Annotated in this window: 16 protein-coding genes; 14 read left to right on the plus strand and 2 right to left on the minus strand. The window is 63.0% G+C overall.

From position 1 onward, the window contains the following. Window positions 1-413 precede the first annotated feature (413 nt). From AB8A27_RS08340 to AB8A27_RS08355, 4 genes are all read left to right on the plus strand, one after another. Complete coding sequence (locus AB8A27_RS08340; RefSeq protein ID WP_441241513.1) at window positions 414-797, plus strand: c-type cytochrome; 384 nt, start codon at window positions 414-416, stop codon at window positions 795-797. A gap of 184 nt (window positions 798-981) precedes the next feature. Then, complete coding sequence (locus AB8A27_RS08345; RefSeq protein WP_081421759.1) at window positions 982-1302, plus strand: helix-turn-helix domain-containing protein; 321 nt, start codon at window positions 982-984, stop codon at window positions 1300-1302. Between the two features lie 94 nt (window positions 1303-1396). Further along, complete coding sequence (locus AB8A27_RS08350; protein WP_441244857.1) at window positions 1397-2215, plus strand: aldo/keto reductase; 819 nt, start codon at window positions 1397-1399, stop codon at window positions 2213-2215. 86 nt (window positions 2216-2301) lie between these two features. After that, the gene (locus tag AB8A27_RS08355) at window positions 2302-3105 is read left to right on the plus strand and encodes a YdcF family protein (protein WP_441241514.1); all 804 of its coding nucleotides are present in this window, start codon (window positions 2302-2304) and stop codon (window positions 3103-3105) included. A gap of 4 nt (window positions 3106-3109) precedes the next feature. Here the strand turns inward: AB8A27_RS08355 and AB8A27_RS08360 are convergent, their stop codons facing one another. After that, a complete protein-coding gene (locus tag AB8A27_RS08360; RefSeq protein WP_441241515.1) occupies window positions 3110-3427 on the minus strand; it encodes a DUF3253 domain-containing protein in 318 nt (105 codons plus the stop codon). 116 nt (window positions 3428-3543) lie between these two features. Here AB8A27_RS08360 and AB8A27_RS08365 point away from each other — a divergent pair, with 116 nt between their 5' ends. Continuing rightward, entirely contained in the window at window positions 3544-4482 is a 939-nt protein-coding gene (locus AB8A27_RS08365) for a hypothetical protein (RefSeq protein WP_441241516.1), read from the plus strand. Between the two features lie 35 nt (window positions 4483-4517). Here the strand turns inward: AB8A27_RS08365 and AB8A27_RS08370 are convergent, their stop codons facing one another. After that, window positions 4518-5219, minus strand: a complete 702-nt coding sequence (locus tag AB8A27_RS08370; RefSeq protein ID WP_441244858.1) for a DUF599 domain-containing protein — start codon at window positions 5217-5219, stop codon at window positions 4518-4520. A 128-nt stretch (window positions 5220-5347) separates the two neighbouring features. Between AB8A27_RS08370 and AB8A27_RS08375 the strand changes: the two genes are divergently transcribed. From AB8A27_RS08375 to AB8A27_RS08415, 9 genes are all read left to right on the plus strand, one after another. Further along, entirely contained in the window at window positions 5348-6004 is a 657-nt protein-coding gene (locus AB8A27_RS08375; RefSeq protein ID WP_441241517.1) for a glutathione S-transferase family protein, read from the plus strand. A gap of 160 nt (window positions 6005-6164) precedes the next feature. Then, window positions 6165-7133 carry a hypothetical protein gene (locus AB8A27_RS08380; RefSeq protein ID WP_441241518.1) on the plus strand — a complete coding sequence of 323 codons (969 nt, stop codon included), beginning with the start codon at window positions 6165-6167 and terminating at the stop codon, window positions 7131-7133. Window positions 7134-7183: 50 nt separating this feature from the next. Then, entirely contained in the window at window positions 7184-7621 is a 438-nt protein-coding gene (locus AB8A27_RS08385; protein ID WP_441241519.1) for a DUF1489 family protein, read from the plus strand. A 1261-nt stretch (window positions 7622-8882) separates the two neighbouring features. Then, window positions 8883-10031 (plus strand): thiolase domain-containing protein, encoded by a 1149-nt coding sequence (locus AB8A27_RS08390; protein ID WP_441241520.1) that lies wholly within the window; start codon window positions 8883-8885, stop codon window positions 10029-10031. After that, window positions 10031-10420, plus strand: a complete 390-nt coding sequence (locus AB8A27_RS08395; protein ID WP_441241521.1) for a Zn-ribbon domain-containing OB-fold protein — start codon at window positions 10031-10033, stop codon at window positions 10418-10420. The genes AB8A27_RS08390 and AB8A27_RS08395 overlap by 1 nt, the downstream gene beginning before the upstream one ends. 89 nt (window positions 10421-10509) lie before the next feature. Next, window positions 10510-11370 (plus strand): MaoC/PaaZ C-terminal domain-containing protein, encoded by an 861-nt coding sequence (locus AB8A27_RS08400; RefSeq protein ID WP_441241522.1) that lies wholly within the window; start codon window positions 10510-10512, stop codon window positions 11368-11370. 195 nt (window positions 11371-11565) lie between these two features. Further along, window positions 11566-12444, plus strand: a complete 879-nt coding sequence (locus AB8A27_RS08405) for an SDR family oxidoreductase (RefSeq protein WP_441241523.1) — start codon at window positions 11566-11568, stop codon at window positions 12442-12444. 79 nt (window positions 12445-12523) lie between these two features. Continuing rightward, window positions 12524-13480 (plus strand): dihydrodipicolinate synthase family protein, encoded by a 957-nt coding sequence (locus AB8A27_RS08410; protein WP_441244859.1) that lies wholly within the window; start codon window positions 12524-12526, stop codon window positions 13478-13480. 163 nt (window positions 13481-13643) lie between these two features. Beyond that, window positions 13644-14444 (plus strand): NUDIX hydrolase, encoded by an 801-nt coding sequence (locus AB8A27_RS08415; RefSeq protein WP_441241524.1) that lies wholly within the window; start codon window positions 13644-13646, stop codon window positions 14442-14444. Window positions 14445-14449 lie beyond the last annotated feature (5 nt).

A 14449-nucleotide genomic window follows, 5' to 3' on the forward strand; every position in this document is an offset into this window, starting at 1 on the left:
TAGCTTGTATATGGGCGACGCGCGCGGCCAACAGATTAGTCCGCTTTCGATGGTTACCCCACCTTGCCGCCTGTATTTGGTTGGTCATTTCCCCGGTTCTTTTCGGAATTTTGACAGCCCCCAAAATTCCCGCTGACGAAGCATCCGGTCCGGGGGACGGATTTGTGTTGGCACCAATCGTGCTGTCGGCGGGATTTCTATTGCTGGGATACTGCGCCGTTTCTTTCTGGCGTGCTCTTCGATTGATTTGGAATTGGATATTTCCGCTTTCCAAGGAAAGTGGCCTTTAACGATCGCTGTCGCTCCAAAAGCGTTGAACCTGCTCACGCGCTGGTTAGCGGGCTCGTATTCACTCTAATCACTTGGTCATTATTCCATGCGACATGGCTCGGCAGTATCGGAGGCAGAGCACTGTGATAGCTAAGAAGGGCGGCATCGCCACTGCATTGGCGATCGTGCTGTGTATGCCGTCGATGTCTCTTGCTGACAGCAGGAACGGGGAGCGGATTTTCTTGAACCGCTGCGCCATGTGCCACGGAAATGACGTTAAGGGCACAGGGCCTTTGGCTGATAAAAGCAATCCGCCTACACCCGATCTCACGACACCCGAGTTCAAGAAGCGCCTGCTTGACTATCCCGGCGTCATTGTATCGTCCGTGATACTCCGTCCCAACGGCGATCTCATTCCAAGGACCTTGCGCGAAAACGGCGTCAAACTGCCTCCGTTCGCGTGGACGGTTAAGGACTTTCGAGATCTGAATGAGTACCTGACTGACAGGATCGCCAGGGCCAAATGATCAAGGCGGCACTCCCTCATCCTGAGCAGCGCGCTCCTTTGCGCGCGTCTCGAAGGATGGCGGCATACTCAGTCATGGTTCGAGACGGCGCCAGGTGGCGCCTCCTCACCATGAGGGCTGAGCCTGCCGCTCTTCACCGCTCCTTAACGGTATTGACCGACCATTGCGCGTAATGAGGTCGAACATGCGCTTGCGGTTGAAGGCTGACGGACGGATCGTCGAATTGCGGGACGGGCACGAAGTGCCGCTGGTTCCCGATATGCCTGTCGTGCCGGAGCCGGTCGCGGTGCGGCCCGGCGAAGCCGAAGTGCGCGATCTGCGCCGCCGCGCGCAGCTGACCCAGATGGAATTTGCCGCGCGTCTTGGCGTTCCCGTCGAGACGATCCGCAATTGGGAGCAGGGCAAGCGCATGCCGCGCGGTCCGGCCCGTGCCTTGCTGGCGGTGATCGCACATGCACCGGAGACGGTGTTCGCGGCGCTTGCACCGGTCGCTGCGGACGCCTGAAGATCGTTGTGGATCATCGCCTGCGCTGACGCGCTGGCCATATCCAGGAAAGCTTGTCGGCGTTCGTATCGTTGCTCCGCTCGAGGAGAAGATGATGCAGTTCGTGGAAGCAAACGGCGCCCGCATCCCGGCCATTGGCCTCGGGACATGGGAACTGCGCGGCCGTATTTGTGCGCGCGTCGTCGAGCAGGCGATCCGGCTCGGCTATCGCCACATCGACACAGCACAGGTCTATGAGAACGAGCGCGATGTCGGCGAGGGCATCCATGCGTCGCATATTCGGCGTGACGAGATGTTCGTGACGACCAAGGTCTGGACCACGCATTTCGCCCCTCACAATCTCGAACGCTCCGTGAAGGAGAGCCTGACGAGGCTGCGGATGACCGAGGTCGATCTGCTCTTGCTGCACTGGCCGAACCCGCAGGTGCCGCTGGAGGAAACCCTCGGCGCGCTGGCGCATGCCAGGCAGATGGGCCTGACCCGCCATATCGGCCTGTCGAATTTCACCGTCGCGCTGATCGAACAGGCTGTCGCCGTGTGTCCCGCACCGCTGGTCTGCGATCAGGTCGAATACCATCCCTATCTCGATCAGGCGAAGGTGCAGGACGCCTGTCGGCAGAATGGTCTGGCCATGGTCGCCTACAGCCCCATTGCCCAGGGCAATGTCCGCGGCGATGAAACGCTGTCGGACATCGGCAAGGCACATGGGAAGAGCGCAGCACAGGTTTGCCTGCGCTGGCTGGTCCAACAGGGCGCAGTGGCGATCCCGCGCACCTCCAAGGTCGAGCGTCTGTCGGAGAATATCGACGTGTTCGATTTCATGCTGTCCGAAAACGAGATGACGCGGATTTCGCATCTGGCGCATCCGAAGGGGCGACTGACCGACTACGGCTTCGCGCCGAAATGGGATTGATCCATCAGGCCAGCCGGCATTTGCGGCGTTGATCTTACAGACGGGATGGCCCATGCAGTGGCACCGTCCGGCAAGCCAGGGGCCTCATGTTTTTCATTTTCTCCAAGTTGTTCGGCTTCTTCACGGAGCCGACCAATGCGATCGCCACGATTTGCGTGATCGGCATCGTGCTGGTGCTGCTGCAGCGCCAGCGTGTCGGGACATTGCTGGTGACCTTCGGCATCCTGCTGCTGCTGGTGTTCGGCTATTCGCCTGTCGGCAATGTGCTGCTGCTGTCACTGACCGAGCGTTTTCCGAAATGGCAGGACGATGGCCGCGCACCCGACGGCATCATCGTGCTTGGCGGCGCCATCGACGCTGACTCCACCACGGCGCGGGGCTCGCTGGAGATCAATTCTGCCGGTGAGCGCATCACGGCGATGCTGGAACTGGCGCGCCGCTATCCGCAGGCGCGCATCGTCTTCACCGGCGGCGCCGGCAGCCTGATCGAGATCGCGCTGTCCGAAGCGCCGGTCGCTGGCGAGCTGCTGCGGCGTTTCGGCGTGGCGTCTGAACGCATCACGCTCGAAACCGAGTCCCGAACTACGGACGAAAATGCCGCCTTGACCGCCCGCCTGGTAACGCCGAAACCCGGCGAGCGCTGGCTGCTGGTGACGTCCGCCTGGCACATGCCGCGCGCGGTCGGCGCGTTCCGCAGGGCCGGCTTCGATGTCGAGGCCTATCCGGTGGACTGGCGCACACGCGGCTGGATCGACGCCACCGAGACCTTCGATTCCGCCAGCGCCGGCCTCAGCCGGAGCGACATCGCGGTTCACGAATGGGTGGGGCTGATCACCTATTGGCTCGCCGGCCGCAGCAACGAGCTGCTGCCGGGGCCGAAGACGCGGTGATAGGTCACTCCGCCTTCGGCAGCCCGAGCCGGTAGACGCCGCGAAAGTCGTTGGGATCCTCGACCGGCTTGCCTTTGCGATAGATCACCAGCTTGCCGTCCAGCGCGAGCGCGACGGCGGCGCGGCGGATCGGCATCAGGAGCGCATGCCAGTCGCCGTCCGGCTCGATCAGATGGGCGATCTCGGGCGGGCTCAGGCTGCGGGCTGGATCGCGGCCGAGAATGGCGAGAAGCCTCTCGTCGAGGGGAAGGGGCTTGGGCTTCGCCGTCGCGGGCTTCGGCTTGGCAGCGGGTTTCGGGGTCTTGGATTGGGATTTGGCCATCCCTTGCCATGACCGATCGTATCGCATGACGCAAGCTGTGGCTTGGTGGACATGGCGCGGGGGAGGGCCCGACGCTATGATCCGGTCAGTCGGCGTATAGAAGTCTCGTTAGCCCCATGGAACCAAGGCACCTCATCCGCGCAGCGATTGCCGTCTCGGTGGTCGGCCATCTCGCTTTGGCAGCCGGGGTCTATTTCGCCGATGCGCGGCCGATGGAGGCGCAGGAGGAGAGCGTTGCCGTCGATCTGGTGACGCCGCAGCAGCTCGCAGAGGCAGAGAAGAAGGCCGAGGAGACGCCGCCGGAGCCCGAGAAAAAGCCGGAGAAGAAGCCGGAGCCGGAATTCCGGCTGCCCGATTTGACCAACAAGCCGACCCTCGAAGAGCAGAAGACGCAGGCTGTCGCCGCCAAACCGCAGTCGTCGGCGCATGACACCCCGCCGCAGCCGCAAAAGACATCGCCGCAACAACCCGCACCGTCACCGCAGCAACAGGCCGCCCAGCAACCGCCGCCGCCTCCACAGCCAGCTCAGCAACAGCCGCAGGCCACTCCCGCAACGCCGGCACCGTCAGCGCCGCCCGCCGCGCAACCGCCATTGCAGCAGCAGGCCGCCTTGCAGGCTCAGCCGCCGGCGCTACAGCCCGGCCCGCAGCAGGCGCCGCCGCAGGCCGAGGCCGATATCACCGTGAAATACGGCGTCATGCTGGGCTTGCCGGAAGGTTTTGGCGGCGGCGCCGCGTCGGAGCAGGCGGATCTGTCGAAGCTGGATATCGCCGCCTTCCGGCGTCATCTGCGGAGCTGCTCGAAATTGCCCGCCACTGTCGCGCGCGGCGATGACGCCAAGGTCAAGCTGCGCGCCGTGTTCTCGCCGGATGGCCGGCTGGTCGCCGAGCCCACGGTGATCGAGGTCCGGCGGCCGGCCAAGGCCGCGCTCCTGATGCAGGCAGCCAAACAGGCGCTGGAAGCCTGCCAGCCCTATGCGATGCTGCCGCCCGACAAATACGACGAGTGGAAAGTGCTCGATCTCGATTTTACGCCACAGGATTTCGCGGGATAGGGCATGATCCCGAAAAGTGGTTGCCGGTTTTCGGATCAGACCCTTGTTCTTATCTCGGCGTCGGGCGCCATGGCCCTCCAGGCATTGGAGGCGAATTGCCGGCGCCATGTCACCACCACGACGGCAGCCGTCGAGACCAGAAACACCCAGGGGCTGACGAACCAGCCGAGATAGCCGAGCGCGAAGAAGAAGGCGCGCTGCCCGCGGTTGAAGTGCCGGGCCGCCGCGCCGAACATCCGCGTCGTGCGCACCACATGCGCTTCGGCCTCCGGCGTGTCGCGCTTCGAGGCCAGCGGCATCGCGCCGATCAGGATCGCGACATAGTTGAACAGCCGGTACGACCAGGCGAATTTGAAGAACGCGTAGACGAAAATCAAAATCAGCCCGAAGCACTTGATCTCCCACAGGCCGGGCGTCGTGTTGAAGCCGAACGGCAGGTTCTGCATCATCGGCATCACTTCGTTGGTGGCGCGCAGCAGCGCCAGCGAACCGCCGATGGCGATCAGCGTGGTCGAGGCGAACCACGCGGTGCCGTTCTGCAGCGACGTCATAATGTGGGTATCGACGATACGCGCCTCGCGCTCCATCAGGCGCCGCATCCACACCTCACGATAGACATGCATGCGCGCGGAGAGGCTGTCGCGGCCGTATTTGGTGTGCTCCAGCGTGATCGCATAGGTCGTCCACTCCAGGATGAAGAAGCCCAGCGCGAAGACGTCGACCCAGGAATAGTTGATCATGAAGCACCCATCGTATCGATTGGCACTTCTGCCACGCATGCCGTGATGCAGCAACAAGCCTGTGCGCGCGGCTTGATTGCAGCGGCGTAGGCGTGGCAATTTACCGGTCTCGCAAGGAGTGGTTGATGTCGCTGACGCTGGTGATCGGTAACAAGAATTATTCGTCGTGGTCGATGCGGCCATGGGTTGCGCTGAAGGCCTGCGGCATCCCCTTCGCGGAGGTGTTCGTCCCGCTATACACGGATGCCGCCGACAAGCAGCGCATTCTCGATGTGACCCCGTCCGGCAAGGTGCCGGCGCTCGTCGATGGCGAGATCACGGTGTGGGATTCGCTGGCGATCATCGAATATGCCGCCGAGCGTTTTCCGGATGCAAAGCTGTGGCCGGAAGACCGGGCCGCCCGCGCCCACGCGCGTTCGGTGTCCGCGGAGATGCATTCCGGTTTCATGCCGCTGCGCAACGAATGCGGTATGAACCTGCACCGGCCGATCCGGGCGAAGGCGCTGTCCGACGATGCCAAGGCCAATATCCGGCGCATCCAGCAGATCTGGGCCGATTGCCGCGCGCGTTACGGCAAGTATGGACCGTATCTGTTCGGCGCCTTCAGCGGCGCGGATGCCATGTATGCGCCGGTGGTGCACCGGTTCCTGACCTACGACATCGATGTCACGCCGGAGGCGCGTGCGTATATGGATACGATGCAGGCGCTGCCGGCGTTCAGGCAATGGACCGATGAGGGTCTCGCTGAAACCATCGTCATCCCGCGCTTCGAGGACGATTAGAGCGTTTTCGGTCGGAACGGGTCCCGGTTCGCGCCGCCACGATTTCGTCATGACCGGGGCCGTGCCATAACAACCGCATATTGCGGGTTCATGGCAGCCCGACTTTCTTTGGAACCATCGTCTTCGGACGTATGGCTTCCACATATGCGGGGACGACTCGATGAACGGGGTATGGGCGAATTCGCTCGATCAGATCTGGCGCGCGCCGACGCTTCCGATGTGGCTCGCGCTGGCCGCCTCCGTCTTCTTCGCCCTGATCGTGCTGGCGACACTGCTGCGTGCCGAGAAGTCAGTCGCCAATGGTGCGCTGACCGTGATCACGCTGCTGGCGATCGGTGTCGCTGCCGCGGCGACGCTGCGCAAATCCGAAACCACAGGGCAGGAGGCAGCGCACGCCGTCGTTGCCGTGCCGCAGGTGAATGCCTCGCTGCCGGCGCTGTCCTGCCTCGACGATCTCGCCGGCGACATGGTGCTCGCAGGTTGCGAGAAGGTGCTGTTTGGCTCGGCGGATTCAGTGGCGGCTGCCGTGTCCGCCTCGGCGGCGCAGATCAACCGTCTGACTTCCTATGGCGATGTCGCCGCAGCGAATAAATCCATGACGCCTGAACTGGCGGGGCTGCGCCGCGCGGTCGAGCGCGATCGCTATGGCCTGATCGCCTATGTGTTGCAGTCGCGCGATCGCTGCATGCCGGAGAGCTGCGCTGCCTATGCCGCGCTGACCGATCACAAGCGGATTGCCGCGAATATGGAAGAGCGGACCTATGAGGGTCTCGTGACGCGCTATGCGTCCGGCTGGAACGCGCCGCCTGCAGCTGCCGCCGCCGCGACGGGTGCGCTCGCTGGATTGCCGGCGTCGGTTCCGACCGGCAAGCCGACCACGGCCGACTTCCCGTCATCAGCCTCGATCCCGCCGATCTCGATCATGACCGAAACACCTGTGCCCGCGCCGAAGACGCCGCCGGCCGCCGCCAATGCGCAGGCGCCTGCGCCGCGTGCCGCGCCGGCAACGCCGCCGCCTGCTGCCGCGAAGAAGCAGCCGGCTGCACCGAAGACCGCCGCTCGTCCACAGGCGCCTGCGGCCCCGGCGCCCGTGCAGCTTGCACCGGAGGCCCCGCCGGCCGATAACTGAGCGGTGGACAACGCCTTGTAAAACCGCGTCGCACTGCCGATTTCTGACCCATGCCCCTGCATCTCATCAAGCTCGCCGTCGGCTGCGAATCCATCGCCGATTTCAAGAGCTATCTCTCGGAACGGATGCGCGCAGCAAAAGCGCGCGGCGCACCCCAGCATCACATCCACATCACGCGCATGGTGCCGAAGCGCGATACCGAAATTCTCGATGGCGGTTCGCTTTACTGGGTGATCAAGGGCGAGATCGCGCTGCGCGAAAAGATCTTGGCCATCGAACCGTTCCGCGACAGCGACGGTATCAATCGCTGTCGTTTGGTGATGCAGCCCAAACCCGTCACCGTCGCGCCGCGTCCGCTGCGTCCGTTCCAGGGCTGGCGCTATCTCACCGACAAGGACGCCCCGCCGGATCTCGGCAAGGCCGCAGCGAGTATCGAGGCGATGCCCGAGCCAATGCGGCGCGAGTTGCGGGAACTGGGGCTGCTGTAAGGGCGCGAGAATGAGGCGGGCGGCTTGCCACGCACTCACATGTCGTCCCCGCGCAGGCGGGGACCCATACACGCTGGAGAATTGGTGAAAGCGCTATAGTGATAGCTCTGCCGTTTCAGAAGCGCCGACCGAGGTTATGGGTCCCCGCCTGCGCGGGGACGACAGCGGAGAGGTCCGGGTCAAACATTTTTTCCTATCTCCCGTTGACACTATCCCCGCAAGGATTATTATCCCCATCGTCCTGCCCCACCGAGAGGGGCGATCGCGATCGTCACGTTCGCGGGGTGGGATGCGGTGGACGCCGGAGATGCGGCGTTACGCGGTTCATGGGTGACGTCTGTCTTCGGGCAGGACGGGTCTGCGCCAGCACTGCCACTGGCAAGGAGACGGCCGACCTTGAGATGGAAAGAACCCTGGACAGTGTGACGGACGACCAAATCGAAACGCGTCCGGCCTAAGTGCTTGAGGCTCCCTTCCCATCGCCTTGGGACTTTAATTCGGTGGTCGGATCGTTCGCTGAGGCAAAGTGCAAGCAAGTCGAAAAAACACCGCAGGCGGAACGTCGGGCACTTGCTCGGCGCCTCCGAAAGTCCTGATGCATTCTCACTTGCGGAAGACCGCATTCGCATCAGGCCCAAGGGTGCAACGGGCACCTGGCGTTCCGCACGCCCTCTCACAGGGGGCAGGGAATGCGAAACACGACGGCGCCCCCGCGCCGCAAATAATGGGGGCGATGACGCATGTCTGCAGAACAGTGGCTGTTTGAAATACGAATAGCAACGACGCGCAGCCGTTATCGCACCCGCCGCCGTCATGCGCGGGCTTGTCCCGCGTATCCACGCCTTGGCGACATCCACAGCAAGGCGTGGATGGCCGGAACAAGTCCGGCCATGACGTGGTGATAGACCTGAGAGCATCGCTAAGCTCGCTTCGCGTCATCCAGCCATGACGACCGAGAGCATCCTGCGAGCGCGCTGTGTGACAGTTGAATGCGGATCGGACGTCGCGGTTTGCGGGTAGTGCGCGCGATCACCGGTATGACCCAGCTCACCGCTTCCGGAAATCCAGACCTCCGCTTTTGTAAGAGCTCGCTGACCAGATTGGTAAACAGCTAAATCACGGCGAAAAACTCCCGGGCTGTGTTGCAACCATTCCGCTCTGTGAAATTCACGTCCGCAGCGTGAAATGTTGTCGCTTGCCAAGCCTGCCGTGAAAGGTCACAAAAAACTGAACTGGGACGAAACACCAAGCGGAGAGACGTTTGAGCATCAAGGGCAAGGCATATATCGCCGGCATCTACGAACACCCGACCCGGCATGCGCCGGATAAATCCATCGCGCAGTTGCATGCCGAAGTCGCCAAGGGCGCGCTCGAGGATGCAGGCCTCGCGCACAAGGATGTCGACGGCTATTTCTGCGCAGGCGATGCGCAAGGGGGCCTGTGGCCGATGGTCGACTATCTCGGCCTCAAGCCGCGTCATGTCGACTCCACCGAAACCGGTGGCTGCTCTTACATCATCGCGCTCGGCCATGCCGCGCAGGCCATCGCTCTGGGCAAGTGCTCGATCGCACTCGTCACGCTGGCCGGCAAGCCGCGCACCGGCGCGATGCCGCCGCGCGCGCAGGGGCCTGAGGCTGATTTCGAGACCGCTTACGGCGCAACCACGCACAATGCCTATGGCATGTGTGCCATGCGTCATATGCACGACTACGGTACGACCAGCGAACAGCTCGCCTGGATCAAGGTCGCGGCCTCGCATCACGCACAATACAACCCGCATGCGATGCTCAAGGATGTCGTCACCGTCGAGGACGTGCTGAATTCGCCGATGATCTCCGATCCGCTGCACCGCATGGATTGCTGCGTCGTCAGTGATGGCGGCGGTGCGATGATCGTGACCACGCCGGAAATCGCCAAGAGCCTGAAGAAGCCGCTGGTGCGCCTGATCGGTCATGGCGAAGCCATGAAGGGTCCGCGCGGCGGCAAGGATCTCGACCTCACTTACTCCGCCGGTGTGTGGTCCGGTCCGCGCGCTTTCGAGGAAGCGGGCGTGACGCCGCAGGACATGAAGTATGCGTCGATCTATGACAGCTTCACCATCACCGTGCTGATGCAGCTCGAAGACCTCGGCTTCTGCAAGAAGGGCGAGGGCGGCAAGTTCGTCGCCGATGGTAACCTCATCTCCGGCGTCGGCAAGCTGCCGTTCAACACCGATGGCGGCGGCCTCTGCAGCAACCATCCCGTCAATCGCGGCGGCATGACCAAGATTCTCGAAGCCGTGCGCCAGCTGCGCGGCGAAGCCCATCCCAAGGTGCAGGTGCCGAACTGCGATCTGGCGATCGCCCATGGCACCGGAGGCCTGCTCGGCGTGCGTCACGCCGCATCGACCGCCATTCTGGAGCGCGTGTAATGACTGAAGCCAAGAAGTATCCAACGCCCGCCGGCAATCCTGAATCGCAGCCGTTCTGGGATGCGGCCAAGGACGGCAAGTTCATGATCAAGCGCTGCACCACCTGCGGCGAAGCGCATTTCTTCCCGCGCGCGATCTGCCCGTTCTGCTTCTCCGACAAGACCGAGTGGGAGCAGTCGTCGGGCGAGGGCGAGATCTATACCTACAGCCACATGCGCAAATCAGCGACCGGCCCTTACGTGATCGCTTATGTGACGCTGAAGGAAGGCCCCTCGGTGCAGACCAACATCGTCGATTGCGATCCGGGCAGTCTGAAGATCGGCCAGAAGGTGAAACTGGTGTGGAAGCAGACCGACGGCGCACCGCTGCCGTTCTTCACGCCGGCCTGACGACACACTCACATTGCCGCCGCTCGATCATGTCGGGCGGCGGCAATCGATTTTATTGCTGACAACAAACAAGAAACCGGGAGTGACCAATGCCTATCGTCTACGAAGAGCTGATGGCGATGAAGAATATCGGCCAGAAATATTCCTGGACCGATCGCGAAGTCATGCTCTACGCCTATGGTATCGGCATGGGCGCCGACCCGATGAATGAGACCGAACTCGCTTTCGTCAATGAAGGCACCTATACGCCGCGTGCGCTGAAGGTTGTCCCGACCTTCGCCTCGGTGGCCGCCTGGGGCTCGGGTCCCGGCGACATGAAGCTGAACCGCGTGATGGTCGTCGACGGCGAACGCGACATCACCTTCCACAAGCCGCTGCCCGTCGAGGCAAAGATCACCGCTGACTCCTCGGTGCTCGGCGTGTTCGACAAGGGCAAGGACAAGGGCGCGGTGATCCTGCACCAGACCATTTTGCGCGACGAGAAGGGCGAAGCCCTCGCGACCCTTGTGGCCTCGCGTTTCGCCCGTGGCGATGGCGGCTTCGGCGGTCCGTCGGAAGGCCAGCCTGAGCCGCATGCAATGCCGAAACGTGCGCCGGACCGGACCGTCGATATCTCGACGCGGCCCGATCAGGCACTGGTCTATCGACTCTGCGGCGACCGGAATCCGCTGCACAGTGATCCGGAGTTTGCCAAGAAGGCTGGCTTCCCGCGTCCGATCCTGCACGGCATGTGCACCTATGGCATCACCTGCCGCGGCGTGCTGCAGACCTATGCCGACTACGATCCCTCGGCGTTCAAGCAGCACGCGGTACGGTTCTCGTCGCCGGTGTTTCCGGGCGAGACCGTGAGCATGGACCTGTGGAAGGACGGCAATGTCGTGTCGTTCGAAGCGAAGGTGAAAGAACGCGGCGTCACCGTGATCAAGAGCGGCAAGACGGTGCTGGCTTAGACCTCTCGGCTGTCGTCCCCGCGAAGGCGGGGACCCATAGCCTCAGGCAGCGTGGTCGAAATGGCAGAGTCGCCACGACCTCGCTTTAACTAACGCTACGGCTTGTATGGGTCCCCGCCTTCGCGGGGACGACGAAGAAAACGCAACGTCGATTGCGAGCTAAAGAACGATAAAAAACATCACAGGGAGCGCGTCATGGGTCTTCTCGACGGCAAGGTTGCGATCATCACAGGCGCCGGTGGCGGCCTCGGTGAAGCCTACGCCAAACTGTTTGCGCGCGAGGGCGCATCCGTCGTGGTCAACGATCTCGGCGGCCCGCGCGATGGTTCCGGCTCCGATCTTTCCATGGCGCAACAGGTCGTCGACGCCATCGGGAAAGAGGGCGGCAAGGCCATTGCCAACGGCTCTGACATCTCGACCATATCAGGCGGCCAGTCGGTGTACGACGACGCAATCAAGGCCTTCGGCAAGGTCGACATTCTCGTCAACAATGCCGGCATCCTGCTCGACCAGACCTTCGCCAAGGCTTCGGAAGCGGCATGGGACAAGGTGATGAAGGTGCATCTCAAAGGCACGTTCTGCGTCACCCAGCCGGTCTTCAAGTGGATGAAGGAAAACGGCGGCGGCGTCATCGTCAACACGTCCTCGACCTCGGGCCTGATCGGCAATTTCGGCCAGAGCAATTACGGTGCGGCCAAAGGCGGCATCTGGGGCCTGTCCAATGTGCTGGCCATCGAGGGTCGCAAATACAACATCCGCGTGTGGACGCTGGCGCCGGGCGCGCTGACCCGCATGACGGCCGACCTGCCGCGCTATATCGAAAATCCCGGCGCGGCGCTCGGCCCGGACGGCATCGCACCGGCGGTGCTCTACATGGTCAGCGATCTCTCCGGCAGCCAAACGGGGAAGGTGCTCGGCGTCTCCGGCCCGCGCGGCGTCCGCGAAATGAAGATGATGGAAATGGAAGGCTGGAAACCGCCCCATGACGGCTGGAGCGCGCAGGACGTGGTCACCCATGCCGGCGAGATCTTCTTCTCGGAGGAGGCGAGCCAGCACGGGGCACGGCGTTTTTGAGGGGCATCTAGGCCCGGTTCGGGCGGACAGGCGGGATATTTCCCGGTAGAATGCCGGCATCCATTCACAGAGGCCCATGATGAAACTGACCGCCAAAGCCGCAGGCACCTTCGCCATCGCACCGACCCCGTTCCTTGACGACGGCCGCATCGACGACAAATCGATCGACGGCCTGACGGATTTCTACGCCCAGGTCGGCTGCAACGGTGTGACCGTGCTCGGCATCATGGGCGAGGCGCCGAAGCTCGAGGGTGTCGAATCCGAGGCCGTCGCCACCCGCTTCATCAAGCGCGCCGGCGACAAGATGCAAATCATCGTCGGTGTTTCCGCCCCCGGTTTCGCCGCCATGCGTTCGCTGGCGCTCAAATCGATGGATGCGGGCGCTGCCGGTGTCATGATCGCCCCGCCGCCGCATCTGCGCACCGACGACCAGATCACCAACTATTTCAAGGGCGCTGTCGAAGCGATCGGCGACGATGTGCCGTGGGTGCTGCAGGATTACCCCCTGACCCTCAGTGTGGTGATGACCCCCGCCGTGATCCGCAAGATCATCATGGACTCCAAGTCCTGCGTGATGCTCAAGCACGAGGACTGGCCGGGCCTGGAGAAGATCACCGCGCTGCGTGGCTTCCAGAAGGACGGCAGCTTGCGCGAAACCTCGATCCTCACCGGCAATGGCGGAGTCTTTCTGGATTTCGAAATGGAACGCGGCGCCGATGGCGCGATGACCGGTTATGCCTTCCCTGAGCTGCTGATCGACGTCGTCAATCTCTCGAAGAAGGGCGAGCGCGACAAGGCGCATGATCTGTTCGACGCCCATCTGCCGCTGATCCGCTACGAGCAGCAGCTCGGCATCGGCCTCGCGGTCCGCAAATACGTGCTGCAGAAGCGCGGCGTCATTGCCTCGGCCGCGCAGCGCAAGCCGGGTGTGGCGATCACGGCGCAGGCGAAGGCGGAAGTCGATTATCTCCTCTCGCGTGTGGCACGCTACGACAAACGCGCGAACATCGCGCCGCAGTCGAGTGCGGCGGGCTAGGTAACAAAAGAGCTGTCGAAGTTCGTCATGCCCGGCCTTGTGCCGGGCATCCACGTCTTCGCCGGCCCAAGACGTGGATGGCCGGGACAAGCCCGGCCATGACGACCGAAAGGTCAACAACAAGAGACACGGCATCCAAGAATGCCGATCAGGGAGAAACTGAATGCCAAGCGAGCCCGGCGTTGTGCGTCCCGCTTCCACCATCCTGCTGCTGCGCAAGGGTGAAACCGACGCCATCGACGTCTTCATGATGGTGCGGCACTATCAGATCGAATTCGCATCCGGTGCGCTGGTGTTTCCAGGCGGCAGTGTCGATGCCGGAGATCGCGAGATCGGCACACAGCCGAAACTCTATAGCGGCGGTGAAGGTCTCGATCCCGATACGCTGGCGTTCAAGATCGCCGCGATCCGCGAGACCTTCGAGGAAAGCCGCATCCTGCTGGCGCGGCCGCGCGGTTCTAGCGACCTGATCGCCGCGACGAAGGCGAGCGCCATCGCGGATCAGCATCGCGACGCGCTGAACGAGGGCAAGGTCAAGTTTGCCGACATCATCGTCGAGAACGATCTGGAGCTCGCGCTCGATTTGCTGGTGCCCTACGCACACTGGATCACGCCGGAAGGCATGAAGAAGCGTTTCGACACCTGGTTCTTCCTCGCCGAGGCGCCGCCCGAACAGGTCGGCATGCATGACGGCAAGGAGTCCACGGACTCGATCTGGCTGTCGCCACGCGAAGCGCTGGAAGGCGGCGCCTCGGGCCGTTTTACGCTGCCGTTTCCAACCACGCGCAATCTCATCAAGCTCGGCAAGCAGCCCAGTGTCGCCGGGGCACTCGACGACGCCAATCGCAGCACGATCATCAGCGTCACGCCCATCGTCACGCGCGATGGCGACAAGCGCCAGCTGCGGATTCCGATCGAGGCGGGCTATGACGGCGAGGTGTTCGAATTGACCGGCGCGCCGTAGCGCTC

It is taken from the genome of Tardiphaga sp. 768_D3_N2_1 (assembly GCF_052076105.1).
GTDB lineage: Bacteria > Pseudomonadota > Alphaproteobacteria > Rhizobiales > Xanthobacteraceae > Tardiphaga.

What these genes read in the sequence shown, in the direction of transcription:
- AB8A27_RS08345 (WP_081421759.1), top strand. Translation starts at nt 982, where the DNA reads ATGCGCTTGCGGTTGAAGGCTGACGGACGGATCGTCGAATTGCGGGAC.
- AB8A27_RS08350 (WP_441244857.1), top strand. Translation starts at nt 1,397, where the DNA reads ATGCAGTTCGTGGAAGCAAACGGCGCCCGCATCCCGGCCATTGGCCTC.
- AB8A27_RS08355 (WP_441241514.1), top strand. Translation starts at nt 2,302, where the DNA reads ATGTTTTTCATTTTCTCCAAGTTGTTCGGCTTCTTCACGGAGCCGACC.
- AB8A27_RS08360 (WP_441241515.1), bottom strand. Translation starts at nt 3,427, where the DNA reads ATGGCCAAATCCCAATCCAAGACCCCGAAACCCGCTGCCAAGCCGAAG.
- AB8A27_RS08365 (WP_441241516.1), top strand. Translation starts at nt 3,544, where the DNA reads ATGGAACCAAGGCACCTCATCCGCGCAGCGATTGCCGTCTCGGTGGTC.
- AB8A27_RS08375 (WP_441241517.1), top strand. Translation starts at nt 5,348, where the DNA reads ATGTCGCTGACGCTGGTGATCGGTAACAAGAATTATTCGTCGTGGTCG.
- AB8A27_RS08380 (WP_441241518.1), top strand. Translation starts at nt 6,165, where the DNA reads ATGAACGGGGTATGGGCGAATTCGCTCGATCAGATCTGGCGCGCGCCG.
- AB8A27_RS08385 (WP_441241519.1), top strand. Translation starts at nt 7,184, where the DNA reads ATGCCCCTGCATCTCATCAAGCTCGCCGTCGGCTGCGAATCCATCGCC.
- AB8A27_RS08395 (WP_441241521.1), top strand. Translation starts at nt 10,031, where the DNA reads ATGACTGAAGCCAAGAAGTATCCAACGCCCGCCGGCAATCCTGAATCG.
- AB8A27_RS08400 (WP_441241522.1), top strand. Translation starts at nt 10,510, where the DNA reads ATGCCTATCGTCTACGAAGAGCTGATGGCGATGAAGAATATCGGCCAG.
- AB8A27_RS08405 (WP_441241523.1), top strand. Translation starts at nt 11,566, where the DNA reads ATGGGTCTTCTCGACGGCAAGGTTGCGATCATCACAGGCGCCGGTGGC.
- AB8A27_RS08410 (WP_441244859.1), top strand. Translation starts at nt 12,524, where the DNA reads ATGAAACTGACCGCCAAAGCCGCAGGCACCTTCGCCATCGCACCGACC.
- AB8A27_RS08415 (WP_441241524.1), top strand. Translation starts at nt 13,644, where the DNA reads ATGCCAAGCGAGCCCGGCGTTGTGCGTCCCGCTTCCACCATCCTGCTG.